The 25,247-nt window shown below is 63.7% G+C and carries 21 protein-coding genes; 12 read left to right on the top strand and 9 right to left on the bottom strand.

The features are described from left to right. Window positions 1–4: 4 nt before the first annotated feature. The 5 genes from B0G75_RS05085 to B0G75_RS05065 all read left to right on the top strand — a co-directional run bounded on the left by B0G75_RS05085 (window position 5) and on the right by B0G75_RS05065 (window position 6,510). A complete protein-coding gene (locus B0G75_RS05085) occupies window positions 5–817 on the top strand; it encodes a hypothetical protein (RefSeq protein WP_106301280.1) in 813 nt (270 codons plus the stop codon). 440 nt (window positions 818–1,257) lie between these two features. After that, window positions 1,258–1,992, top strand: coding sequence for a gluconate 2-dehydrogenase subunit 3 family protein (locus B0G75_RS05080; RefSeq protein WP_106301277.1), 735 nt, complete (start codon window positions 1,258–1,260; stop codon window positions 1,990–1,992). Next, window positions 1,992–3,770 carry a GMC family oxidoreductase gene (locus B0G75_RS05075; protein ID WP_106301274.1) on the top strand — a complete coding sequence of 593 codons (1,779 nt, stop codon included), beginning with the start codon at window positions 1,992–1,994 and terminating at the stop codon, window positions 3,768–3,770. The genes B0G75_RS05080 and B0G75_RS05075 overlap by 1 nt, the downstream gene beginning before the upstream one ends. Beyond that, complete coding sequence (locus tag B0G75_RS05070) at window positions 3,767–5,122, top strand: cytochrome c (protein ID WP_106301271.1); 1,356 nt, start codon at window positions 3,767–3,769, stop codon at window positions 5,120–5,122. The genes B0G75_RS05075 and B0G75_RS05070 overlap by 4 nt, the downstream gene beginning before the upstream one ends. Window positions 5,123–5,316: 194 nt before the next feature. Next, entirely contained in the window at window positions 5,317–6,510 is a 1,194-nt protein-coding gene (locus B0G75_RS05065) for a porin (protein WP_106301924.1), read from the top strand. 59 nt (window positions 6,511–6,569) lie between these two features. Here the strand turns inward: B0G75_RS05065 and B0G75_RS05060 are convergent, their stop codons facing one another. The 4 genes from B0G75_RS05060 to B0G75_RS05045 form a co-directional block, all read right to left on the bottom strand. After that, window positions 6,570–7,433 (bottom strand): helix-turn-helix domain-containing protein, encoded by an 864-nt coding sequence (locus B0G75_RS05060; RefSeq protein ID WP_106301268.1) that lies wholly within the window; start codon window positions 7,431–7,433, stop codon window positions 6,570–6,572. A 113-nt stretch (window positions 7,434–7,546) separates the two neighbouring features. Beyond that, window positions 7,547–8,095, bottom strand: a complete 549-nt coding sequence (locus B0G75_RS05055) for a carboxymuconolactone decarboxylase family protein (RefSeq protein ID WP_106301265.1) — start codon at window positions 8,093–8,095, stop codon at window positions 7,547–7,549. Between the two features lie 185 nt (window positions 8,096–8,280). Beyond that, the gene (locus B0G75_RS05050; RefSeq protein ID WP_106301263.1) at window positions 8,281–9,501 is read right to left on the bottom strand and encodes a porin; all 1,221 of its coding nucleotides are present in this window, start codon (window positions 9,499–9,501) and stop codon (window positions 8,281–8,283) included. Between the two features lie 58 nt (window positions 9,502–9,559). After that, a complete protein-coding gene (locus B0G75_RS05045; protein WP_106301260.1) occupies window positions 9,560–10,102 on the bottom strand; it encodes a hypothetical protein in 543 nt (180 codons plus the stop codon). Window positions 10,103–10,556: 454 nt separating this feature from the next. On the opposite strand from B0G75_RS05045, the gene B0G75_RS05040 reads away from it, so the two are divergent. Both B0G75_RS05040 and B0G75_RS05035 read left to right on the top strand, forming a co-directional pair. Then, the gene (locus tag B0G75_RS05040) at window positions 10,557–11,258 is read left to right on the top strand and encodes a GntR family transcriptional regulator (protein WP_106301257.1); all 702 of its coding nucleotides are present in this window, start codon (window positions 10,557–10,559) and stop codon (window positions 11,256–11,258) included. Continuing rightward, window positions 11,255–12,562 carry a LysR family transcriptional regulator gene (locus B0G75_RS05035; RefSeq protein WP_106301254.1) on the top strand — a complete coding sequence of 436 codons (1,308 nt, stop codon included), beginning with the start codon at window positions 11,255–11,257 and terminating at the stop codon, window positions 12,560–12,562. Before B0G75_RS05040 ends, B0G75_RS05035 begins: the two co-directional genes overlap by 4 nt. A gap of 31 nt (window positions 12,563–12,593) precedes the next feature. Here B0G75_RS05035 and B0G75_RS05030 read toward each other — a convergent pair whose 3' ends face one another. Next, on the bottom strand, window positions 12,594–12,860 hold the full coding sequence (locus B0G75_RS05030) for a DUF1932 domain-containing protein (protein WP_258194223.1): 267 nt from the start codon (window positions 12,858–12,860) through the stop codon (window positions 12,594–12,596). Window positions 12,861–12,955: 95 nt separating this feature from the next. Between B0G75_RS05030 and B0G75_RS05025 the strand changes: the two genes are divergently transcribed. Further along, complete coding sequence (locus tag B0G75_RS05025) at window positions 12,956–13,552, top strand: molybdopterin-dependent oxidoreductase (protein WP_106301250.1); 597 nt, start codon at window positions 12,956–12,958, stop codon at window positions 13,550–13,552. A gap of 71 nt (window positions 13,553–13,623) precedes the next feature. Here B0G75_RS05025 and B0G75_RS05020 read toward each other — a convergent pair whose 3' ends face one another. From B0G75_RS05020 to B0G75_RS05010, 3 genes are read right to left on the bottom strand one after another with little or no spacing between them, the layout of a single operon-like run. After that, complete coding sequence (locus B0G75_RS05020; protein ID WP_106301247.1) at window positions 13,624–14,730, bottom strand: porin; 1,107 nt, start codon at window positions 14,728–14,730, stop codon at window positions 13,624–13,626. A gap of 52 nt (window positions 14,731–14,782) precedes the next feature. Then, window positions 14,783–16,111 (bottom strand): uracil-xanthine permease family protein, encoded by a 1,329-nt coding sequence (locus tag B0G75_RS05015; RefSeq protein WP_106301244.1) that lies wholly within the window; start codon window positions 16,109–16,111, stop codon window positions 14,783–14,785. Between the two features lie 38 nt (window positions 16,112–16,149). Next, window positions 16,150–17,265: an aryl-sulfate sulfotransferase gene (locus B0G75_RS05010; RefSeq protein ID WP_106301241.1), complete on the bottom strand. Its 1,116-nt coding sequence runs from the start codon at window positions 17,263–17,265 to the stop codon at window positions 16,150–16,152. 103 nt (window positions 17,266–17,368) lie between these two features. Here B0G75_RS05010 and B0G75_RS05005 point away from each other — a divergent pair, with 103 nt between their 5' ends. Further along, complete coding sequence (locus tag B0G75_RS05005) at window positions 17,369–18,325, top strand: LysR family transcriptional regulator (RefSeq protein WP_106301238.1); 957 nt, start codon at window positions 17,369–17,371, stop codon at window positions 18,323–18,325. On the opposite strand, the gene B0G75_RS05000 is transcribed toward B0G75_RS05005, so the two are convergent. Continuing rightward, complete coding sequence (locus B0G75_RS05000) at window positions 18,318–20,462, bottom strand: tetratricopeptide repeat protein (RefSeq protein ID WP_106301235.1); 2,145 nt, start codon at window positions 20,460–20,462, stop codon at window positions 18,318–18,320. The genes B0G75_RS05005 and B0G75_RS05000 overlap by 8 nt on opposite strands. 271 nt (window positions 20,463–20,733) lie before the next feature. Between B0G75_RS05000 and B0G75_RS04995 the strand changes: the two genes are divergently transcribed. The 3 genes from B0G75_RS04995 to B0G75_RS04985 all read left to right on the top strand — a co-directional run bounded on the left by B0G75_RS04995 (window position 20,734) and on the right by B0G75_RS04985 (window position 25,242). Next, entirely contained in the window at window positions 20,734–21,144 is a 411-nt protein-coding gene (locus B0G75_RS04995) for a DUF2946 domain-containing protein (RefSeq protein WP_106301921.1), read from the top strand. A gap of 82 nt (window positions 21,145–21,226) precedes the next feature. Continuing rightward, window positions 21,227–23,629, top strand: coding sequence for a TonB-dependent receptor (locus B0G75_RS04990; RefSeq protein ID WP_106301232.1), 2,403 nt, complete (start codon window positions 21,227–21,229; stop codon window positions 23,627–23,629). A 74-nt stretch (window positions 23,630–23,703) separates the two neighbouring features. Further along, window positions 23,704–25,242, top strand: coding sequence for a PepSY domain-containing protein (locus B0G75_RS04985; protein WP_106301918.1), 1,539 nt, complete (start codon window positions 23,704–23,706; stop codon window positions 25,240–25,242). Window positions 25,243–25,247: the final 5 nt, after the last annotated feature.

The raw sequence follows: 25,247 nt of genomic DNA, 5'->3' as shown, positions 1-25,247 counted from the left end.
CGACATGATGCACAGAGCAGGATGCACCGCCGCCGCGTTCGCCGTCGCTGCGCTGGTTGCCGCATGCGGAGGCGGCGGTGGCAGTGGTGGCAGTGGTGGTGACAGTGCCGGTGCGCCGCCCGCTCCGTCTTCGAATGCGTCGGCGTATCAGAACAGCACGACGCTCGGCGGCGTCGGTGCCGTTTCGCTGTCGGTCATCGCGGCGACGACGACCGTCAACGCCATGCTGGTGAGTCCCGTCGCTGCCCCGCTGCTCGTAGCGGGCAACAACGCGCTCGTGTCGACGCATCTGGCCACCAACGTCGCGGGCGCCGGCACGGCATGTGTGTCGGCGCCCACGAACAGTATCGGCACGGTGAGCGGCGTCAACGCGGGCGTCAATATCAAGAGCGTGGCCGCGCTGCTGGACAATACCTGGAGTGCGTCGGCCACGCCGTCCGCAAACTGGACGACGCTCGGCGCAAGCGGCGCTGTGTTCGACGGCTGGGAAAACTGCGGCGCGAAGGCAGAAGGCGCGCCTTCACCGTCGTCCACCTTGACGGTCAACGCGGACGGCAGTTTCTCCGATAACGTGTTCGACGGCAATCCGTCCACCACCGTCACGACAGTCAATCAGAGCTTCACGGCGGCACAGGCTGCCTCGATGTTGTCGGATGCCGGCTATCTCGACAGCAGACAACCCGCGAATCCGCAGACCATCAGGTTGAGGATTTACCACAACGCCGCGCAGCAGACCGTGCTGGTCGAACAAGGCATTCCGGCGAGTGGTGCGACGAATCAGAATCCGGGTTTCGTGGCGATTTACTTTCCGCGCTGACGGCGTGCCGCCCGCGATCGTTACAAGACCACCGTTAGCGACATCAGAAACATGTGCGGCGTGAGTCGCGTCAAACACGCCAGCATCCACCGTCCTAACCGGCTCGACGTACACCGACAGATCAATGCCGCGAATAACGCAGCGCGCTGTCACACACGCCTTCGCCCCCTCAAAGACCTCGACACGTTCCTGTTTCGTTCTCACAACAGGCGCCTCCCGTCACTAGCGTTTGAAGAAAAGCCGTCGCCGCCCTATTCTGGTTTGGCACTCCCCTTGATTTAAAAGGGTTTTTTGCCGACATGCGACATTTCATCACTCCACGAAACAAGTTATTGTAAAAAAGTCGCAAGACTTTGGAACCGGTTCCATCTATCATCCCGCCGGCAATCCGATGACTGCCGGAACGCAATTGCGCGCTCCAATATGGTGACTAGAACAACATGCCTTCATCTCCTATTAGCTCTCGCCGCGGCTTTTTACGTACGGCCATCGCTCTGGTTCCGGCCGGCACGCTCGCCGGCTGCGAGGTCAAGCAATCCACGACGGCCTCCGCGCCGGGTTCGAGCGAAAGCGCGAACGCGGGCCGCGCGTCCGGCGTGGACTACAAGCCGCATTTCTTCGACGCGAAGGAATGGGCGTTCATCCACGCCGCGGTCGACCGTCTGATTCCGTCGGACAGCGAAGGCCCCGGCGCCGTCGAAGCCGGCGTGCCCGAATTCATCGACCGGCAGATGGAGACGCCGTACGCGCACGGCGCGCTCTGGTACATGCAGGGCCCGTTCACGCAGGGCGCGCCTGAACTCGGCTACCAGTTGAAACTCGTGCCACGCGATCTGTACCGCCTCGGCATCGCGGCAGTCAACGCGTACTGCACGAAGACTTACGCGCATCCCTTCGATGCCCTCGATCCCGCCACACGCGACACCGTGCTCGGCGCGCTCGAGAAAGGCAAGGTCGATCTGGACAACGTGCCGGCCGGAGTGTTCTTCGGACAACTGCTGCAAAACACGCGCGAAGGCTACTTCTGCGATCCGATCCACGGCGGCAACCGCGATATGGGCGGCTGGAAGATGATCGGCTTCCCCGGCGCGCGCGCCGATTTCATGGACTTCGTCAATCAGAACGGCGCGGCTTATCCGTATGGCCCCGTGTCGATCGAAGGAAAGCGCAGCTGATGTCTACTCAAACCAAACCGCACGTCGACGCGGTGATCGTCGGCTTCGGCTGGACCGGGGCGATTCTCGCGAAGGAACTCACCGAAGCCGGCCTCAAAGTGGTCGCGCTCGAACGCGGCGAGTATCGCGACACCTATCCGGACGGCGCGTATCCGAACACGATCGACGAGCTGACTTACAACGTCCGCAAGAAACTCTTCCTCGATCTCTCGAAGACCACCGTGTCGATCCGTCATGCACCAACCGATACCGCTCTGCCGTATCGCCAGTTGGCTGCATTTCTGCCGGGCGAAGGCGTCGGCGGCGCGGGCCTGCACTGGTCGGGCGTGCACTTCCGCATCACGCCGGAAGAGCTCCGTCTGAAGAGCCACTACGAGGAACGCTACGGCAAGCGCTTCATTCCCGAAGGCATGACGATTCAGGATTACGGCGTCAGCTACGACGAACTCGAACCACATTTCGACTTTGCCGAGAAAGTGTTCGGCACCTCGGGCCAGGCGTACAAAGTCAACGGCAAGGTAGTCGGCGACGGCAACATTTACGAAGCGCCGCGCAGCGACAATTTTCCGCTCGCCGCGCAACTGAACACGTATTCGGCGGAGCGCTTCGGCAAGGCCGCGCGCGAACTCGGGCTGAATCCGTACCGGCTGCCATCGGCGAATACGTCGGGGCCGTACACCAACCCGTACGGCGTGCAGATGGGCCCGTGCAATTTCTGCGGATTCTGCAGCGGCTACGCGTGCTACATGTATTCGAAGGCGTCGCCGAATTTGAACATTCTGCCCGCGCTGAAACAGTCGCCGAACTTCGAGTTGCGCTCGCGCTGCCACGTGCTGCGCGTCGAACTCGACGACACGAAAAAGCGCGCCAAGGGCGTGACGTATGTCGATCCGGCGGGCAACGAGGTGTTTCAGCCGGCCGATCTCGTGATCGTCGCGGCGTTCCAGTATCACAACGTCCATCTGCTTCTGCTCTCGGGTATCGGCAAGCCGTATGACCCTATCTCCGGCGAAGGCGTGGTCGGCCGCAATTTCGCGTACCAGAACCTCTCGACCATCACCGCGTTCTTCGACAAGGACACGTTCACCAATCCGTTCATCGGCGCGGGCGGCAACGGCGTCGCGGTCGACGACTTCAATGCCGACAACTTCGATCACGGCCCGCTGGGTTTCGTCGGCGGATCGCCGTTGTGGGTAAACCAGGCGGGCGCCAAGCCGATCAGCGGCATCGCCACGCCGGCCGGCACGCCGAACTGGGGCGCCGACTGGAAGAAGTCGGTGAAAGACCACTACGCGCACACCATTTCGATGGATGCGCACGGCAGCAACATGTCGTACCGCGACGTGTTCCTCGACCTCGATCCGACCTACCGCGATTCATACGGCCAGCCGCTGCTGCGCATGACCTTCGACTGGAAGGACAACGACATCAAGATGGCCCGCTACGTGACCGGCCAGATGCAGAAGATCGCGCAGCAGATGGGCCCGAAGTCGATCAACGTCTACACGCGCGAATTCGGCGCGCACTTCGACTCACGCCGCTATCAGACCACTCACCTGGTGGGCGGCGCGGTGATGGGCACCGATCCGAAGACGAGCGTGCTGAACCGCTACCTGCAAAGCTGGGACGTGCACAACGTATTCGTGATGGGCGCCTCGGCATTTCCGCAGGGCATCGGCTATAACCCGACCGGCCTCGTCGCGGCGCTGGCTTACTGGTCGGCGCGGGCGATCCGCACGCAGTATCTGAAGAACCCCGGGCCGCTGGTGAGCGTATGACGAAGAAGATCGATATCCAACGCCTCGCGCAGGCGTTCAAACGCGTGGGCGCGGCGGCCGTGCTTGGCATGACCACACTTGCCGCCCACGCGGCAGCGCCACAAAGCCCGAACGACGCAACGCTGATCGCGCACGGCGAGTATCTCGCGCGGGCCGGCGATTGCATCGCGTGTCATTCGGCGCCCTCAGGCAAGCCTTTCGCCGGCGGGCTGAAATTCGACACGCCAATCGGCGCGATCTACTCGACCAATATCACGCCGGACCGCAACACCGGCATCGGCTCGTGGACCTTCGCGCAGTTCGATCGCGCAGTGCGCGCCGGCGTGAAGCCGAACGGCGACACGCTGTATCCGGCCATGCCGTTCCCATCGTATGCACGCCTGAGCCAGGACGACATGCACGCGCTGTATGCGTACTTCGCACACGGCGTCGCGCCGGTGAACCAGAAGAACAAACCGGTCGACATCGTCTGGCCGCTGTCGATGCGCTGGCCGCTCGGCATCTGGCGTCACCTGTTCGCGCCCGAGCCGGTTTCGTTCGACGCGAAGCGTTACGCCGATCCCGTGATTGCGCGCGGCGCCTACCTCGTGCAAGGGCTCGGTCACTGCGGCGCGTGCCACACACCGCGCGCGGCGACGATGCAGGAGCGCGCGCTGAGCGACCTCGACGGCCCGGCGTTTCTCGCGGGCGGCGCGGCGATCGACGGCTGGGTCCCCTCGAGCTTGCGCGGCAATCCGCGCACCGGCGTCGGCGCGTGGAGCGAAGCCGATCTCGTGCAGTTCCTGAAGACCGGACGCACGCAGCACAGTGCGGCGTTCGGCGGCATGACGGACGTCGTGCAGCACAGCATGCAGCACATGAACGACGCCGATCTCGCCGCGATCGCGCGTTATCTGAAGACGCTGCCGTCGACCGATCCGCAGGAGACGCCGTACGCGTACGACGACACGGCCGCGCGCGCCCTGCGCATGGGCGACGCCACCGCACCGGGCGCGGCCGTCTATCGCGACAACTGCACGGCCTGCCACCGCAGCGACGGTCGCGGCTACAACCGCGTGTTTCCGGCATTAGGCGGCAATCCGGTTGTGCAGGGCAAGGACGCCGCCTCGCTGATTCACGTGCTGCTCACCGGCAGCACGCTCGAAGGCACGAAGACCGCGCCCTCCTCGTTCACGATGCCGGCCTTCGGCTGGCGCCTGAACGATCAGGAAGTCGCGGATGTGACCAACTTCGTGCGCACCAGTTGGGGCAACACCGGTTCAACGGTCAGCGCGACGGATGTCGCAAAAGTCCGCAAGACCGTTACGGTGCACGCGCCCGACATGCCGCCAGGCGCAGCGCTGAGTAACTGATCGCACGCGGCCTCGTGTGACGCGTCCCACTCAAGGGACGCGTCACGCGCATGGCAAGCGCCGCTGCGCCCACCTTCCCCTGCTTCACATAGTCCGCACCGTTGCTTAGGAGCGGGCATCAGTGCGCGCGGAGAAAAAGAGAGATCGCCATTCAGGCGACTTGAGATAGAAGTTCCAACAAGGCTATGAATACGATGAAAAAGCAATGGATTGCCGCCCCCCTGTTGATGTCGTTCGCCGGCATTGCGTCCGCGCAGAGTTCCGTCGTGCTGTACGGCATCGTGGATGCGGGCGTTTCGTACCGCAGCAACGAGCGCACCGGCACCACCCGAAACTATAGCGGCCACTCGAACGTCGCCGTGACGAGCGGCAACCTCTCCGGAAGCCGCTGGGGCATCAAGGGTCGGGAGGACCTGGGTGGCGGCTGGAATGCATTGTTCCAGCTCGAGGACGGCTTCGATATCACGAACGGCAAGACCGGCCAGAACGGCGGCCTGTTCGGCCGTCAGGCGTACGTGGGCGTCGGCAGCAAGCAGTACGGCACGATCACGCTGGGCCGTCAGTACACCTCGCTGAACGACTTCGTTTCGCCTGTCGCGCCGGTGGCGATGGTCGGCGGTTACGGCGCGCATCCGGGCGATATCGACGATCTGGATCAGACCGCGCGCGTCAACAACTCTATCAAGTACACGAGCGCGAACTATGCGGGTTTCACGTTCGGCGCACTGTACGGTTTCGGCGGCCAGCCCGGCAGCCTGAAGCAGCAGAACACCTGGAGCGTGGGTGCCGCCTACGGCAACGGCCCGTTGCATGTGGGCGTCGGCTACGAACGCTCAGACAACAGCAAGACCGGTACGCAGGATACGACTTACGGCAAGTGGAACGGCACGGACGACGGCCTGTTCAATTCATCGATCAACGAAGGCTACGCGAGCGCGCAATCGCAACAGATCATCGCGACGGGCGCGACGTACGACTTCGGGCCGGCGATCGTCGGCGTGAATTACAGCAACGTGCAGTATCGCTCCGGCGCGGACTCGCTGTTCAAGGGGCACGCCACGTTCAATATCGCGGGCGTGTTCGGACAATGGACGATCCGTCCCGCCGTGCAACTGTTCGCGGGCTACAGCTACACGCGTGGCGGCGAAGTGGATGGCGTGGATGAGCGCGCGCAGTATCACAACGTGACGCTCGGCGGGCAATATGCGCTGTCCAAGCGTTCGACTGTCTATCTGATGGGTGGTTACCAGCACGCGTCGGGCGGCACGCTGGATGCGCTCGGCAATCCGGTCACGGCTACCGCATCGGTTAGCGACAAGGGTAATGGCCACTCGTCGGCGGCGCAGTCGCAGGCGATTGTCAGCATCGGTGTGCGGCATAAGTTTTAAAGCTTCAACGCGGCGCCGCGGTTCAACGGCGGCGGCTGCGGCGGCGCTTGCCAATTAACCTAGCGCTGCGACTGCGACGCCGCGTCGAGCATCTCCAGATGACGGGCTTCGGTTTCGTCGTCGGCGGGGAACATGCATTCGAGACGCAACTCCTGCGCTGCGATCGTCTGCGGCGTGCCTACGGTCGCGACCATCGAGAAATACTTCATGACGTAGCCGTTTTTGACGAAGCCGATCGGGATCACCGGCATGGCCGCCGCCGACGCGGCCCCGGCGGCCGATTCGGGATGCCCCGGCTCCCTGTTCTTTGCCACATCCGGGTAGGCGCGCAACGCGTCGAGCAATTCGCGCGTCCGATCATCGATCACGCGCCCTACCGACTCGCGGTAGACCCGCTGAATCAGACTGGCCGCCACGGTCTGCCAGTCGCTCACGAATGGGCGCATACCGTCCGGATCGAACACCAGATGCAGCATGTTGCGCGGCCCCTTGCGCGCCGCCATGTCGATGAAGCAATTGAAGAAGCGCGGCGCCGCCTCGTTGGTCATCAGCACATTCCAGTAGCGGTCCATGACCAGTGCCGGAAACGGTTCATGCTGACGCAGCATGCGTCCGAGCGCATTCGTGACGCTTTGCATTTCTCGTGCATTCCAGGCGGCGTCGGCATACATCGGCGCGTAGCCTGCGGCCAGCAGCAGCGTGTTACGTTCGCGCAGAGGGATGTCGAGTGCCTGCGCGATGTCCATCAGCATCTGGCGGCTGGGCGCGCTGCGTCCGCTTTCGATGAAGCTGATATGACGCTGTGACACGCCCGCGTTAAACGACAGGTCCAGTTGGCTGATGCCGCGTACATCCCGCCAGTGGCGCATCAAGACGCCGAGATCGTTCGGTGGCGTTTTTTTGAGTGGGTTCGCAGGATTCATCGTGTGTTCCTGTCCGCAAAACGATACAGATAACGGGTTCGGCGAGCGCAACTCGGCCGAACCTCGTCGGTCAGCATACTCGCTAGCGCCGAGCGCGCCTTGCCTTACGAAAATCAAGCCGTCCAGGCGTGGACCTGGAACTGCGCTTCCAGCGGTGGTTGCGTGATGCTTCCCACGTAGTTCGTGATCGTCGAGGCCGCCGCCACCGCGAGCACTTCGAGTACCTGATCGCGACGGAAACCGGCTCCCAGAAATGCGCTCACGTCGCGCTCGTCGAGATGGCCGCGCTTCAGGATCGCGGTTTTCGTCAACGTGGAAAGCGCGGCATGCTGGTGGTCCGCAGGCGCCCGGCCGGCTCGAAGCGCTTCGACATCGGCGGGCGCGAGTCCCTCGTTCAACGCCAATGCTGTGTGAAATGCTACCGCCCACGTGCATGCATTGGTGACGGCGTTCGTCAGCAACAGCGTCTGGATCTGCGCTTCCGTGAACGTGCCCGAATGGACTTTCTGAAACAGATTGATGAACGCACCGATCAGCACGGGCGATTCGGCCATGGCGCCCGCGATGTTTGGGATGAAGCCAAAGGTCTGCTGGAGTTGGTGCAATACCGGTTTGGATTGTTCCGGTGCGGAGTCGATGGTGTGAACCTGAAACGTCGACATGATGTGTCCTCGATAGTGAGCGCGTTCGGGGTGAACCGCGCGACAACCGAAGATTAGGCGCGGGGGTGAGGGTCGGCAATTACCTGGGATGTAATAGAAACGGCGCGGCGAGGAAACGCACGCGCCAATAAAATGGCCGGGTGTGTCAGTCGCAACCCGGCCCATGTCATCACGAAAACTTTAAATCAGAACCTATGAATAATCCCCACCCCCACCGCCACCTGGCTGCCTGACGAAGACGGCGTCGAGTTATAACCATCGCCGAGCGTCGCCGTGGCGTCGATGATCTGCCCCGCGCCATTGGTGCCCAGCGTCTTGCCCTTCGCCTTCTGATACGCCTCCAGCGCGTACAGACCCGTGCGCTTGGACAACGAGTAGTACTGGGACAGATTGAACTGGTGATATTGCGCGTTGTCGTCGATGCCGTTCGCGCGCGTCGCACGCGTGTAGCTGTATCCCGCGCCGAAGTCCCAGGGAATCGCCGGCTTCCAGTGCAACACCAGACCACCGGTGTTCCATATCTCCGTATCATGGAACTTCGAACCCGTGCCCGGAATGTACTGCACGTTCGAGTATGTGGCCGTGACATCCCAGGCGCTATTGAACGTGTAGCCGCCGCCAACCGCAAACCGTTGCTGTGCCTGCGCGGTCTGATAGCCGTTCGTCAGCGCGGAGACGCCGATCTGCGAGCCGCCGTTGGTGGTGGTCGAATCCGCGCCCCACGCTCCGCCGCCCAACGTCGAGTTGTTGATCCGCGAGAAGCCGACCGCGAGGCCCACCGGACCCATTGCATACTGCACCGCCGTCGACCACGTCGAACCACGGTTCGTGCTGCCCGCCACACCGCCCAGCGAATACGAGGCGCTCGCCGTCAAACCATAGAACTTCGGCGACGTGTATTCCAACGTGTTGTTCGCGCGGTAGATCGTGTCGAGGCCGTCGATATCGCCCGGGTGAGCGCCGTAGTAGCCGGTGATCCAGGTGGTCGGGCTGTACGGCGAGAGCAACTGGTAATACGACGCGTACTGCCGGCCCGCCGTGAAGGTACCGTACGCCGGATTCGTCACACCGACCCACGCCTGGCGGCCGAACATCGCGTTGGTGTATTGCTGGCCGCCCGTCGCCGAATTGAAACCGGACTCGAGCTGGAAGATCGCCTTCGTGCCGCCGCCCAGGTCCTCGCCGCCCTTCAGGCCGAAGCGGCTGCCGGCCCATACGCCAGGGGTCATCTTGACATCCGATTTGCCGCCCTTGGTCGAGCCGAGCGTCGACTGATTGTTGGCGTACGACAGGCCGTTGTCGACAATACCGTACAAGGTCACGCTGCTTTGAGCAAAAGCCGGCACGGCGGCTGCAATCGCCGCGCCGAACAGCACGGCGTCGACACGTCTGATACTTTTTTTCATGCTACAGATCTCCAATTGCTACGTCTTTTGTTGAAATACTTTTCTGCCGGCGCCCTGACTATTGCGTGGCCTGTTGCAGCCGCCGTTTGACCGTCAAGGCCAGCGGCACGGTGAAGAAGATGTGCGACATGAACCCGCCGATGATCACCGCCGGGTCGTAATAGTTCGGATGGTTGTCGGAAGCGATCATGATCGCCACATGCATGGCGATCCACGCCAGCACCGCGTAGAACAACGCCACCAAAGTCGCTTCATAGCCGCGTCGGCAGAAGTACGGCCAGATGGCCGCGAACAGCACGCCCCACGCACTCGCGAAGACAAAGTGAATCGCGGTGCCCACCACGTATGCCCAGATCCCGAGCGATGCCTGCACCTCTTTGCCGAATACGAGGCCAGTCGCGTTGCGAGGAATGCCCGCGAGCGGCATCATGTGTTGCGCGCCCACCCACACGAGCGCCTCATAAATCCAGATGACCACCGCGCCGATCAACCCGCCGGTCACGCCGGCGCGAATCATCGCGGCGCGACTCGGCCATGCCGATTGCGACGCGGCCGGCCTGCCGGCGTGTTCCGCTCCGCCCACACTGAAATTGCCACTCATGTCTCTCTCCTTGAAACGCGTCTCACATCAGGGATGCCGTACGGATAACAGCGCGCGAAGTCTCGCAAGACGCTTTGTGCCGCGCAGGAACCGCTCGTCGATCGGATAAGCCGCCGTCAGCAGCGAGGAGTCCGTGACAACCGTCTTGGGATCCGAAGATAAGAATCGCGCGGGGTTGTAGAAAGTGCGGGTAAACCTGAGACGAGCCGGGTAATTTCGTCCATAACGGCCTGAATCGCGGGTTTCGCGCGTTCAAGGCGACGCTACAACCCGCGCGGCGAATGGCCTCGTCGGTATCCCAAGTGTGTACAGGCGGTCTTGGGCCGAGTTTCCACCCCGCCGCTCGCAATAAACAAAACAGATGATCCTCAAACAAAGTCGCAAGCCTCCCGGGAAGCGTGGTGAAGCGCCGTTTGCATGGCTATACTTGACGGCGTCCAACCAGTTGACAGCAATGAACGAGACCACCCAACAGGCGATTGTCCAGACCCTGCGCGAGAAGATTCTGGCGGGCGAACTGTCGCCCGGCCAACGGCTCGTCGAAGCGCAACTCGCGCAATGGCTCGGCGTATCGCGCACGCCGCTGCGCTATGCGCTGAGCGTGCTGTCATCGGAGGGGTTGCTGGACCGTTCCGGCGGGCGCGGCTATGTCGTGCGCCGCTTCAGCGTCAAGGACGTGCTGAACGGCATCGACGTGCGCGGCGTGCTCGAAGGACTCGCCGCGCGTTCAGTCGCGGAGAGCGGCGTGGGCCCGGCGCTGGCTGCCTCGCTCGATGAGTGCCTGCGCGAAGGCGACGAGATCTTTGCCAAGGGGCATCTGAACCAGGGCGACGACGCGCGCTACGCCGCCATGAACGGGCGCTTTCATGCGCTCATCATCGAGGCCGCGCAAAACACGGCCGTGAGCGCGGCCTTGAGCCTGAACGACAAGATCCCGTTCGTCTCGCCCGCCACGATCGCCTTCGACGAATCCGCCCGGGAGCGCCAGTTCATGATGCTGATGTACGCGCATCGCCAGCATCACGCGATTGCGGACGCGCTGAAGAAAGGCGAAGGTGCGCGCGTGGAAGCCTTGATGAAGGAACACACGCACATCTCGAAGGAAAGCCTGAACCTGTCGCTGCCCACGCTGCATCTGATCGCGGGCGCGGCATGACGGGCGCCACGACGTCCTCCGTCGACAACCCGGCGTCGACCAGAACGCCGTCGCCCTCGGGCAGCAAGGAGTTGCTCAACCTCGCGCAGTTGCGCGCGTTTCGACTCGTCGCCGATATGGGCAGCGCGACACGCGCCGCCGCCGCGTTGTTTCGCGCGCAGTCGGCGATCACGCGTTCCGTGCAGGAGCTGGAGTCCGCGCTCGGCGAGCCGCTCTTCGACCGCGGCCCGTCGGGCATGCTGCCGACACCCGTGGGTCGCGCCGTGCTGCAGCGCTGCGAACGGATTTTTGCGGAGCTGGAAGAGCTCGCGCACTGGTGCGGCGCGCGGCAGGCACGCCGCCGACCCGCCGCGGAAGGCGCATTGCCGGCCTACCTACTCAACACGCGGCGGCTGCAACTGTTCGTGGCGCTGGCGCGGCACCGGCACATGCCGAGCGCTGCGAAGACCTTCGGCATCAGCCAGCCCGCCGTGAGCACCGCGATTCGCGTGCTGGAAAGCGGCTCCGGCCTGAGTCTTTTTCACCGAAGCCCGCGCGGCATTCTGCTCACCACCGAAGGCGAAACGTTTTTGCTGCACGTGCGCCGCGCGCTAAACGAACTACGTCACGTGCCCGACGATATCGCCGCATTGCACGGCAAGATTCAGGGCTCGGTGACGGTGGGCGCGCTGCCGCTCGGCCGCACGCTGATCCTGCCCAAAGCGATCGCACGCATGACCTCGGAAAATCCAGGCGTGCGGGTCGTCACCGACGAAAGCAATTACGAAGCTCTCGTCGCGGGTCTGCGCGCGGGGGACATCGATTTCATTCTCGGCGCGCTGCGCGACAACGACGCCAGCAGCGGCCTGAAGAACGAGCGCCTGATGTCGGAAGATATGGTGGTGCTGGTGCGCCGCGATCATCCGCTTGCGCAGGCGCGCAACCTGACCATCATGGATCTGCGCGACGCGCAGTGGATCGTGCCGCGCAGCCACGCGCCGGCGCGCGCGCTGTTCGAAGCGCAGTTCAAGCGCATGAAAGTGAAGCCGCCCATGCCCAAGGTCGAAACCGCGGACCTCGCGGTGATTCGCGGTCTGCTGTTGGGCACCGACATGGCGGCCGCGCTATCGGCGCAGCAATTGCATCATGAGGTGCAATCCGGGCAACTGGTGGTGCTCGACGTGCAGTTGCACAACACCCGGCGCGAGATCGGCCTGACCGTGCGCGCGACGGGCACGCCCTCGCCTGCCGCGCGCGCATTGATCGATGCGATTCGCCTGTCGGTGGTCGATGTGACGCGCACGATCAGCATCGCGGCGAGTTAGTCGCGGTGGACGCGTGCGATCGTCTGAATGCTTAATCCGGCAGACCGTCGAAGAAAGCGCGCCAGTCGAATGGCGTGGCTAACGACCCTAACGAGCCTAACGAGCCGTAGTCGATACCAGCTTCCTGCATCGCATCCACGATATTGTCCTGCAGGCGCGCGCACGCGTCGCTCATGAACGGCGTGATGCCGGCTTCTTCCAGCGTCTGCGAGACTTCGCGCATTTCCGCCGCGCGCCGCCGGCCATGTTCCGCGACGCGGCTGATCAGATAGCCGGGCACGTCGGCGTCGGCACGCATCTTCGTGAACGACAGTGAGCGGCAATTACCCGACAATAGAGGCCGCGACGATCTGGCCGAACCTCGTCGCCCTGCTCATCGTCCGGAGACCAGCAATGAATAAACGCAATTTCCTGACCAGCGCTGCACTGCTGGGCGTGACAGCTGCGCCTGCTTTCGGCGCTCAGCGCGTCCGGAAAGAAGCCTGTGCGGCATTGCCCGTCGTTCTGACGATCACCGGCGCGATCAAGCGCCACAATCGCGGCGCGCTCGATCCGGCATTCGACCAGTTGCTCGCCAAGCATCAGGTGAAGTTCTCGGAAGCGTACGCCGTCGATTTCGCTTCGCTCGCCGGCATGCCGGCGGTGACGATCAAGCCCACCACCGAATACGATTCCCGTCAGCACACCTTGAGCGGCCCGCTGCTCACGAATGTGCTCGAACACGTCGGCGCGCCCAGCGCGGGCAGCACGCAGATCGTCATGCACGCGGTGGACGGCTACGCAGTCGCGACGACGCTCGACAAGGTGCGCGCCTATCGATTCATCGTGGCGACGCGGATGGACGGCAAACCGCTGCCGCTTGGCGGAGTCGGTCCGCTGTGGGCTACCTACGACGCGGACAACATCCCTGAGTTGTCGGGCAAGCCGCTCAAGGACCGCTTCGAACTGTCGCCCTGGGGCTTGTATCATCTGCAGGTAACCGAGGCTTAAGGGCTAAGCTGCGCCGCCGGGCGCGACTGAGTGCTCACCTACGACGGCGAACCCGGCTCACGCGCGCGGCCTCAGAACAAATGATGAATCCCGGCAAGAACCACCGTCTGCCGTCCACCTGACGCAGCCCCAATCCCAAGCGTATTCGCCACCGCGCCGCCGCCCGCGGTCTCGAACATCAGGTCAGCGTAAAGCTGCGTCGTCTTCGACAACGAATACACGTTCGCCACCGTGAATTGCGTCCAGCGATGCCCATCGAGCGTCGCGGTCCAGGCTCCGGCCGCGACTTCCTCGGCCGGCGTCAGCCGCAGATTGGCGCCGCCGTCGAAGCTGCGAAAGTGCTCGCTGCCGCCGTTCGAGGCGATTCGCACATCGGTGGCGAGCGCATGCAGCGTCACCCGCTCGAACCGGTACGATCCGCCGATGCCCATCTCGCGCACCTGTTTTGCGTTGAAGGTCGCGCCGGGTGCGAGCGTCTGCCCTTCGAACGAAGTCAACCCGAGTCCGTTCGACAGCGGCAGCAAACGGTCGCGATACTCGGAATACGTCGCCACCAGTTTGAGCGGACCATTCGTATAGTTGGCGCCGAAGCTGATGGTCCGCCCGTTGGTATTGCTGGCCGCCGCGCCGGGAAATCCATACAGCGCGCCGAGCGTCAGGCCGCTATAGCTGGCGCTTTTCCATTTCACCGTGCTCGACAACTGCACGGGCAAGGTGCTGCCGAGACCATCCAGATTGCCGGGGTGAAACGCGGAGAAGTCGCCGAGTAGCTGTCCCGTCGAGACCGAACCGAGCCAGTCGAAATTCCAGTCGGTCTGACGGCCGAGCGTCACCTTACCGAACAGCGGATCGGATAGCCCCACGTACGCCTGGCGATTGAAGAACGTCGTGCTGCTCGCGGAGGCGCCAGTCGTCGTGACGAAACCGCTCTCGAGTCTGAACACGACCGAACGGCCCGCGCCGATATCCTCCACACCCTGTAGGCCGAACCGATCGGCCTGCAGGGTGCCCTGCTCCGCGATATAAGCCGATGAGCCGTGCAGATTGCTCACGTAACCGAGACCTGCGTCGAGACTGCCATACAGCGTGGCACTGCTCTGTGCAAAGGCCGTCGAGGAAACGACGAGCGCAGCCGAGCCCGCGACGAGCGTCGCGAGGAAAGCGATTTTGATTTTCATGGCGTGTGGTGAAACGTTGGAAGGAAAACTGCGTGGGCGTGGAAAGCCGGAATCAGATGGTTTGCACTTTCTCCGCCGGTGCTAGGCGCCATGCGCCGAACACCAGATTGACGACGATCGCCGTGAGCGTGCCCGCGGCCATGCCGTTGCCCAGCACGATCTGCAACGAGCCCGGAAACGCCGCATAAACATTCGGCACCAGCACCGGTATCAGTCCCACGACGAGCGCCGCGGCCAGCGTGTACTGATTGCCGCGCACATGCAGGTCGACCTTGCCGAGCAGATTGATGCCCATCACGCCGATCATCGCGAAGACGATCAACGCGGTGCCGCCGACCACCGGCGCCGGAATCGCGTAAGCAAAGCGTGCGAGCGGCGCGAACAGCGCGATGAGCATCAGCATGGCGCCCGCGGTCGCGGTGACGTAGCGCGAACGCACGCCCGTGGTTTGCACGACGCCGATATTCTCCGCGCTGGTGATGATGAGCGAAGTGCCCAGCAGCGCGCCGATTGATGACGCCAGCGCATCGCCGCGAATCGTGCGCGGCACGTCGCGGCGCATGTCGATCTTCCTGCCCGTGATCTCGCCGACGGCCACCGTCTGGCCCGTTGCTTCGGCCATCGAGATCACGCTGAAGATCAGCATGGGCAGCGCGGCCAGCACGTCGAAACGCGGCATGCCGAACGGCAGCAGCGTCGGCAGCGTGAAGAGCGGCCCGCTCCACAGCCCATTGGCGGGCATCAACCCAATCGCCCAACCGGCGAACGTGCCGGCGGCAAGACCTAGCAGCACCGCAAGCCGGCCCACCGTGCCCTTGAACAGACGCGCTACGGCAAGCGTGGCCACGATCGTGAGCAGCGCAAGTCCAAGCGATTGGGGCCGCGCGAAACCCGGCGTGCCCGGCTGTCCAACCACGATACCGGCATAGATCTTAATCAGGCTCACCGACACGAGGACCAGCATCGTGCCCACCACCACGCGGGGAAAGAACCGCAAGCAGCGCGCGAATACCGGCAGCACGATCCAGTAGAACAGACTGGTGAGAATCGCTGCGCCGGCCGCCGTGCGCAAATCCGTTTGCGTCGCGATGACCGCGAACAGCATCGCGGGCGCGCCGCCCGGCACCATCACGAAGGGCAGACGCGCGCCGATCGATCCTGCTCCGAGCGATTGCAGCAGCGTGCCCGCCCCGCACACGAAGAAAGTCGCGCCGATCAGATGCACGGTCATCTCCGATGGCAGCGACAACATGCGCGACACCAGAAACACCGCGGTGACGGGCGAAGCGGCCATCGAGAGCACATGTTGCAGGCCGAACAGCGCGAGCTGCCACGCGGGCAAGCGCGCGTCGACGCTATGAATGGCGGGTTCTGGATTCACGTTACCCTCGCAGTTTGAAGCGCAATGAAGCGCGGCAGTTACGCGCGCAGCCACGGCAATTGCTCGCGGCTGTAGCGGAAGGTCTGAAACACGCTGTTCAACTGGCCCGGACCGGTTTTACGCGCCGCTTCATCCGGGTATTCGCCGAACCACGGAATCACGTATTCCCACACCACGTCCCCTGCCGGAGTCACTTCGAATAAACGCCCCGTGGCCGACTCGGTAATGTGCGTATTGCCGTTCGCGAGGCGCTGCGCGTTCCCCATGAACGCGCTGTAGAACATGTTCACCATGTCGTCCGCGTATGACCACACCACTTCGCGGCTAACAGGATCGATCTCCAGCACTCGCGAAAACACCACGTGCGCGCCAGCGCGGAAATTGCCGTTGTCGAAGGTGAGAATGTTGCCGTTGGCGAGCGCCACCGGCGCATGCTGATGCGAAACCACGCTCGGTGGAATATGCATTTTTACGGCGCCCGTTTGACGATCGACCGCGATGATGCCCGACGTGGTGCGCAAACTCATCAGCACCTCGCCCTGCGCGTTCACACCGAGCCCGTTCACGAGCGGCCAGTGATAGCGGCCGAAGCCGGGCGCGATAGGAAAGTCCTTGGGATTCAGATGCTCCCAGGCCTTCCATTCCCATACAAGCTCGCCCGCTCGATTCACTTCGCGAATCACGTCGCCGTACATCGCTTCTTCGGGACCATGCGCGGTGCCACCCGGCACGCGATCCGCGAAACCTGCCGGCACCGGCGCGCACGCGGCATAGAGCAGATTGCCGTTCGGCAGCCACTGCGCGTCATGGTGATGCGCCGGGTCTTCGTAACGCCAGACCACTTCGCCTTGCGGCGTGACCTCGTAGAAATCGCCGCCATGCCACATCGACCACGGTGCGTAGCGATCTTCCGAGTCCGCATGATTGCCGTTGTAGCCGAGATTGCCGTTCGGCAGAATCACCGCGTGACGGCCAGGACGCACCGGCATCTGCCATTCGTGCACGACCTCGCCGCCGATATCCACGAGATACACGCGCCCGCCTGCTGTCTGTGGCGCGATCAGCGTGTAGCCGCCGGCGGACAGTTTCGGGTCGTGAGCGATGAGGCCGACGCCGCGGCGGCGCTGGGTAATTTGGTCGACTGTGGTGGTCACGATTCGCTCCGTTAAGATGGTGGAACAAATCTAGGCCATTCGATGCGTCAGGAAAATCTGATTGTTCTATACAGGCCGTTCGAGAAAACTATACAGTCCAGTCATGCGTCCAATATCACAGACATTCCGCTGTTTCGACGAGGTAGTCAGACGCGGGTCGATCCGGAAAGCAGCGGAGGCGCTGCATCTGACCGCTGCCGCAGTGCACCAGCAAATCCTCAATCTGGAGGAGCAGGTCGGCTCGCCGCTGTTCGACCGCTTGCCGCGCGGCATGCAGCTCACCACCGCCGGCGAAATCATCATTGCGGCCGTGCGGCGCGGCCAGCGCGATTTCGACAACGCCATGACGCAGGTGGAAGATCTGCGTTCGCTGCGACGCGGGCATGTCAATCTGGCGGTGTCGCCGTCGTCCGCTGAGCAATTGGTGCCCGATGCGATCCAGGCCGCGATGGAACGTTATCCGGGCGTGACCTACAGCGTGCGCTCGGGCAACGGCGAGAGCATCCTGAAGTGGGTGGAGACGGGCGAGGCCGACATCGGCTATGGTCTGCGCCGCAAGCCGCCGCCAGGCGTGGTGGAAGTGCGGGCGTTCGCGCAGTATCTCGGGCTGGTCACGCCGCCGGGGCATCCGCTCACGAAGCTGCAGAAACGTCCACGCCTGCGCGAATGTCTCGACTACCCGCTCATCCTGATGACGCCGGATACCGAACTACGCGCCATGGTGGACCAGATCGATCACCGCGAAAGACGCAAGGCGCGTCCTCTGGTGGAAACCAGTTCTGTTTCGATGGTGCGACGGCTCGTGGCGGACGGCGTCGGCATCGGATTTCTGATTGCGGAGAACGTCGCCGAAGACGTCACCGAGCGCAAGCTGGCATGGACGCCGCTCGCCGATGCGGGCGCCCAGTCGTTCAGCTGTCTGTATCAGCGCTCGGATCTGACGAGTACCGTCGCGATGAGCATGTTTCTGCAGTTCCTCGGTCAGGCGATCGAAACGATCGAGGACCGCTTTCACACGTCGACGCAATCCGCCCGCAAGCGTGGCACGCGCGTCAGGTAGACGTACGGGCCGCCGCGCCGAATCGTTCGACGCACGCCTGACGCACCCGTTCGACCGGCATCGACCAAACCTCGCCCGGCGCGCGTCGGAACAGACGCAGCGTGTGCGGATACCACGGCGAATCGCTGCGATCGTGCAGCCAGCGCCAGTCGATATCTCTTTCCGGCAGCATCACCCAGCACGGTTTGCCGAGCGATGCGGCCAGATGCGCGGTAGACGTGTCCACGCAAATCACCAGATCGAGTTGCGCGATGATCGCGGCGCTGTCCGCGAAATCCGTCACGCGCGAGCCGAGGTCGAGCAGCGGTTGAGCGGCGGGTGGCTGGCGCGCCTCGTCCTCGCCGCGCCCTTTTTGCAGACTCACGAAGCTCACGCCGGGCACGCTCCAGAGCGGCGCCAGTATGGCGAGCGAGGGTATCGAACGGTTCGCATCGTTATGATGGTTCGCGTTGCCTTTCCATACCAGGCCGATCTTGCGGCCGGAAGGCAGCGCGTCCAGCATGGGACGCCACCGTTCGACCAGCGCCGGCTCGGCCGCGAGACGCACGGCGCGCGGAATCGTGTCCACGCTCGTACGCAAATGCAGCGGCGCACTCAGCAGACTCGTCCAGCAGTCGTAAGCGGACGCTTGTGCTCGCGCGGTGTCGTGATCGAGCACGGTATCGACGCCGTCGACGCATGCCATCAGCCTGTGCAGCGACGGAGCGCACGCGAAGGCGATATGCGAGGCGCCCTGCGCTTTCAGCAAGGCGAAATAGCGGCTGAACTGGATCATGTCGCCGAGACCGTCCTCCTGCCACACCAGCAGCGACTTGTCGGCAAGCGTGTCGCCTTGCCACCGCAGGCAACCCAGCATCGCCGCAGTCTTGTGATGGACGAAACCGGGCTGCTCGTAGCGGCATTCGTAAAGACGCCAACCCTCTTCGAAGCGGCCCATGCCGAGCAGCAACACGCTGAGGCCGAATTTCGCATCGCCGTAATCGGCACGTAAAGCGAGCGCTCGCCGATACGCGTTTTCGGCCTCGGGCAATTGCATGAGTTGCGCCCGCGCCGCGCCGAGGTTGTAGTGCGCCTCGGCCATGTCGGGGCACACACTGAGCGCTTGCTCGAAAGCGTCGACCGCCGCCGGCAAACGATCCAGCCGGCGCAGCACGCACCCCAGGTTGTTGTGCGCGTGAACGAGATCGGGCCGCAGGCGAATCGCTTCCCGGTAAGCCGCTTCGGCCTCGAACAGATGCTCCATCTTGCACAGCGTCACGCCGAGGTTGTAGTGCGCTTCGGCGTAGTCGGGACGTTGTGCGATGGCGCCGCGATAAGCCGCTTCCGCTTCGGGCAAACGTTCGAGATCGGCCAGCTCGGTGCCGAGATTCAGGAGGGCTTCCGCGTAATCCGGACGAATGGCGAGGGCGAGGCGAAAAGCCAGTTCGGCTTCGGTGTGACGAAGCGTCGCCTTCAGCACGCCACCGAGGTTGTTGAGCGCCTCCGGATACTGCGGCCGAATTGTCAGCGCCTCGCGATAGGCAGCGTCCGCTTCGGCGAGACGGCCCAATTCCATCAGCACGTTGCCCAGATTGTTATGGACTTCGGCATGAGCCGGCAGTCCCGGCAGCGCGTCCCGGAACGCCGCTTCCGCTTCCTGCAGGCGGCGCAATTCGTGCAGCACGATGCCGCGATTATAGTGGGCTTCGGCGTAGTCGGGGCGAATGGCCAGCGCCTCGCGATACGACGCCTCCGCTTCCTCCTTGTAGCCGAGCCCGTACAGTACGGCGCCGAGATGATTGCGGGCGTCCGCGTCGCCGGGCCGCAGCGCGACAAGTTGCCGGTACATCGCCTTGGCCGCCGACAGGCGTCCGAGCGACTTGAGCAGCATGCCGAGACTGCCGTACACCTCGGCATAGCCCGGTTTGAGTTGCAGACAGCGACGCCAATAGCGTTCCGCCTCCGCGGGACGCTGCAAAGCGAACGAACAGGCCCCGGCGATATTCAACGCGTCGGCGAGGGCGCTGTCCGGCATCGCATCGCCTTCGACGAGCGGCGTCACGATCGACAAAGCCTCGGCGAATTGGCCGGCCGAGAACGACGAGACGGCACGCTGGTTGATATCGTCAATCGCGGATGCGAGCTGCGTGTGGTTCATGAGTCGTGGTAACTGGAGTCGGCGATGATCCGCCGGTGAGGTCGCATGCGCCGCGCCCTCACCGGTCTTCGGCTGCCGGATCTGGCGTGCCAGAGTCTCCGTGCGGGCGCGAAAGCGGAACATGTACCACGCAGCTTACGTGAATCGGCGCGCCTGTAACGCGGCGAAATGAGCGGCTTTCGGCCTTCTAATCCCATGCTATAACGAGCATTACGAACAAAAAGACGGCGCGGCAATGTTAGAATCGCCCGCGTCTTTTACGCCCGACATCATGAATCCACGCTCTCGCAACCACTTGACCGCATGGCTTGGCCTGTTCGCCATGTGGCTCGTCGTGTTCGCGCCGGTCGTGAGTCAGATGTTGATGGCGAACCGCGCGCATGAGCCCATCGCCGCGCTCTGTTCGGTATTGCAGCCGCGTAATTTCAGCGTGGTCGGCACGGCGAGCGCGACCACGCAGGCCGCCCCGGCACCGGTCAATCTCAGCCATGACGACGCGTTCGGCGCGTGCGGCTACTGTCATCTGCTGCAACACCACGTCGCCATGCCGACGGTCGCCGCCGCGGAGCCGCCGGCCGCCGTAGCGCTTGCCGGCACCGCGCCGCTCACGCTCTCCACCCGCTTCACGCCGCTCGGCGCCTTTCCGTCCGGCCGTCCTAGAGCTCCGCCCGTCGTTTCCTGATCGCCATCGGTCCTGATCGCGCATTCGTCGCACCCGTCGAGGGGGCGCGCGATCGTCTGTTCCATGCATCGAGGAAACGTTCATGTTCAACTTCGCCCTGCGAAGGCTGCCCTTTTGCGCCCGCCGTGGCGCGCGCGGCGTCTCGCTTCAACCGCTGCCCCGGCCGTTCGTGTGCGGCTCTCTGCCTGCCATCATTCCGGCGTTCGTTCCCGCGTTTGTTCCAGCATTTGTTCCGGCCTTCATCGCCTCGTCCGCTCATGCGCAGAGCGCGAGCGCCGACGCCGCGCTGCCCGCCATCAACGTCAGCGCGAATGCCGCCGCCGCGCCGCGCGCCGTCGATCCCAACCTGCCGGCCTCGGTCGAAACCGTCACCCGCGAGCAGTTCGACAACTGGAACGTCGTCAACACCGAAGACGTCCTGAAGTACATGCCGAACCTCGCCGTGCGCAAGCGCTTTATCGGCGATCTGAATTCGATCATCGCCGTGCGCGGCACCAGCAACACGCAAAGCGCGCGCGGTCTGGTCTACGCGGACGGTCTGCTGCTCAGCAATCTGCTCGGCAACAGCTACTCGTTTCCGCCGCGCTGGTCGATGGTGTTTCCGGACGAGATCCGGCAGGTCGATGTGATCTACGGACCGTTTTCTGCGCTCTATCCGGGCAATTCGCTCGGCGCGACCGTGCTCATCAGCACGCGCATGCCGAAACAGTTCGAAGCGAGCGCCGACGTCAAGGCCTTCACGCAGCACCTCAGCCTGTTCGGCGTGAACCAGAATTTCGACGGCAGTGAAGCGAGCGCGACACTCGGCAACCGCATCGGCAAGTTCTCGTTTCTGCTCGGTGTAAATCACCTGGAAAACACCAGCCAGCCGCTGCAATTCGCCACGCTCGCCAAGTCCGGCACGCCCGCCAAAGCGGGCGACACGCCGGTCACCGGCGCCTACTTCTACAACAACCAGACCAACACGCCGACAGCGGTGCTCGGCGTGAACGGCGAAGGCATCGAACACACGGTGCAGGACCAGTTCAAGCTGAAGATGCAGTATGACTTCACGCCGACACTGCAGGCCGGCTTCACGCTCGGCTATTGGCATCAGACCTACAACAGCCAGACCTCGAGCTTTCTGCGCGATGCGAACGGCAATCCGGTCTACAGCGGCAAAGTCGCGATCGACGGCTACGAGTACACGATTCCCGCCGCCGCGCTCGCCCCGAGTCTCGGCCATAGCGAGAACTGGCTGTATGGCGTGTCGCTGAAAACGCGCAATGCCACCGGCTGGAACGGCGAAGCGATCGCTTCGTACTACGACGTCAGCAACAGCGTGGCGCGCACCGCGAATTCCGGCGCGCCGGGCAACGGTCCGGGCACCGTGCTCTTCGGCGACGGCGCCGGCTGGAAAACACTCGATCTGCGCAGCACCTACACGCCCGCGACGAATCACGCCGGGCTCGCGAATCACGCGCTGAGCTTCGGCTATCACTACGACAACTACTTCGTCGACAACGAAAGCTACAACACGCTGAACTGGCGCGACGGCGCGGCCACGTCGTTCGCCAACGCGTTTGCGGGCAAGACGCAAACCCAGGCGCTGTACGCGCAGGACGCCTGGCGCTTTCTGCCGCGCTGGAAGCTCGTCTACGGCGCGCGCTATGAAGACTGGCAGGCTTACGGCGGCTCGCAGTCGCTGCGCGGCACGACGCTGCCGTATAGCGACGTGAGCCAGCAGCATTTCTCGCCGAAAGCCTCCTTGTCGTTCGACGTCACCGACGATCTGATCTTGCGCGCCTCGATCGGCCGCGCCTATCGCTTTCCTACCGTCGGCGAGCTGTTTCAAGGGCAGATCAACGGCTCCGCGATCGTCAACAACAATCCGAACCTGAAGCCCGAAGACGATCTGTCAAAGGAACTGACCGCCGAATGGGCGCACTGGAACGGCATATTCCGCTTCTCGCTGTTTCAGGACGACGTGAAGAACACGATCTTCAGCCAGACCGATACGACCGTGATTCCGAACGTGACGAACTTCCAGAACATCGGCAAGGTCCGCTCGCGCGGCGTGGAAACGAGCTACTCGGGACAGGACGTGCTGGTGCGCGGCCTGGACCTGCTGGCAAGCGTGGCCTACACGCAGTCGAAGATCATCGCCAACGCGCAGAACCCGGCCTCGGTCGGCAAGTACTTCTACCGGATCCCGCTGTGGCGCGCGAATCTCGCCGCGACGTACCACTTCGACGAACGCGCCGCGCTCACACTGGCCGCGCGCTACTCGGGCCGCCAGTACAACACGCTCACCAACACCGACACGAATCCGGATGTGTTCGGCGGCACCAGTTCGTACACGGTGGCCGACGCGAAATTCAGCTACAAGCCGACCAGGCTGAGTGAAGTCGGCATCGGTGTCGACAACCTGTTCGATGCCCGCTACTTCGTCTATCACCCGTATCCCGGCCGTACGTTCTACGTGGAAGCGAAGCTGCGCATGTGAGCGCGCTGAAACGAACCGCTTACGCATCCACGTCGTTCGAACTGATCGATTCATCTTTGCTTCAGGAGGATTTCATGTCCACCACCACTGGCGCCGACGCCCGGCGCGTCACGCCGGCAACCATCGCTGTCCATCCAGGCTATCGCACGCTCTGGCGCTGGCATTTCTATGCGGGCCTCTTCGTGATGCCGTTTCTGGTCGTGCTGGCGATCACCGGCACGCTGTATTGCTTCCAGCCGCAAATCGAGCCGCTGCTCTATCCGGGGCGCCTGCTGGTCGCGCCGCAAGCGGCGCCGAGACTGCCCGAAGAAGCGCTGCTGGCGAGAGCGCGTGCGGCCATGCCACCAACCGCGTTGGCGCTGACCGCGGTTGTTACGAACGCACCGGAGCGCAGCGCCGAATTCGTCTTCCGTCTCGCGGACGGCGATAAGCAGAGCGTCTATGTGAACCCCTATACCGGCGCGGTGCTGGGCACGCTAAGTGTCGAACGCCGCTTCATGCAAGTGGACCGGATGCTTCATCGCAAGCTGCTGCTTGGCAAACCCGGCGAGCTGCTGATGGAACTGGCCGCATGCTGGACGCTCGTGATGATCGGCACCGGCGTCGCGTTGTGGTGGCCGCGCGAGAAAACCACGGCACGTACGGCGCTGTTGCCGCGCTTCGCACTGAAGGGACGCGCGCTGTGGAAGAACGTCCATGCCGTGATGGGCGTCTGGCTCGCGCTCGGCGCGCTCGCGTTCGTGTTGACGGGACTGCCGTGGACGGGTTCGTGGGGCAAGCAGTTCAAGGCGCTCGCGACCGCCGCGAATCTCGGTGCGCCGCCGGGTTCGTGGGGCGGTTTGCCGTTGCGTTCCGCCATGCCAGCAAAGAATGGCACGCAGCACTCCGCCACGGATACGCACGGGGAAAACACGGCGAACGATGAGCACGCCGAACACAACGGCCACGGCGCCCATGCCGCCAACATGGACTCGATGCCCGGCATGGTGATGGACGACCTGCCGCTGCCGCTCACGCCCTGGGCCGTCGGCAACACACGCGTGCCTGACTCCCGCTCACCCTCCTCCGCCGATGAGGCAAGCGCCGCGCATCCGCTGCCGCTCGGACGCGTCGTCGCACTGGTTGCCTCGCTCGGTGTGACGGACGGCTACAACATCGTGCTGCCTGCTTCCGCGACCGGCGTCTACACGGTCTCGTACTTTCCGGACGATCCGAAAGACCAACGCACGCTATACATCGACCAATACAGCGGTGCGATTCTGAAGGACATCCGCTATGGCGATTACGGCGCGGTGTCGAAGGCCGTGTCGTACGGCACGTCGCTGCATATGGGCCGTTATTTCGGCGTCGCCAATCAGATTCTCTGCGCCGTGATTTCTTTGGGGCTGGCGGCGATGGCCGTCACCGGCTGCGTGATGTGGTGGAAGCGGCGGCCGCAACGCTCGCTCGGGGCACCGTCGCGCGAACGGGCCGCGCCGCCTATGCGCGGCTGGAAAATCGGCCTCGTCCTGCTCGGCATCGTGTTCCCGATGATGGGCGCCACGCTGCTCGCGGTGTGGCTCGCGGATCGCGCGATCTTCGGGCGTGCCGCGCGGCGTGTGGCGACGCCGTGACGGCG

Source organism: Paraburkholderia sp. BL18I3N2 (assembly GCF_003001875.1).
Lineage (GTDB): Bacteria > Pseudomonadota > Gammaproteobacteria > Burkholderiales > Burkholderiaceae > Paraburkholderia > Paraburkholderia phytofirmans.
The sequence above is the reverse complement of the archived record's forward strand: the minus strand, read 5'-3'. Positions and strand labels throughout refer to the sequence as shown.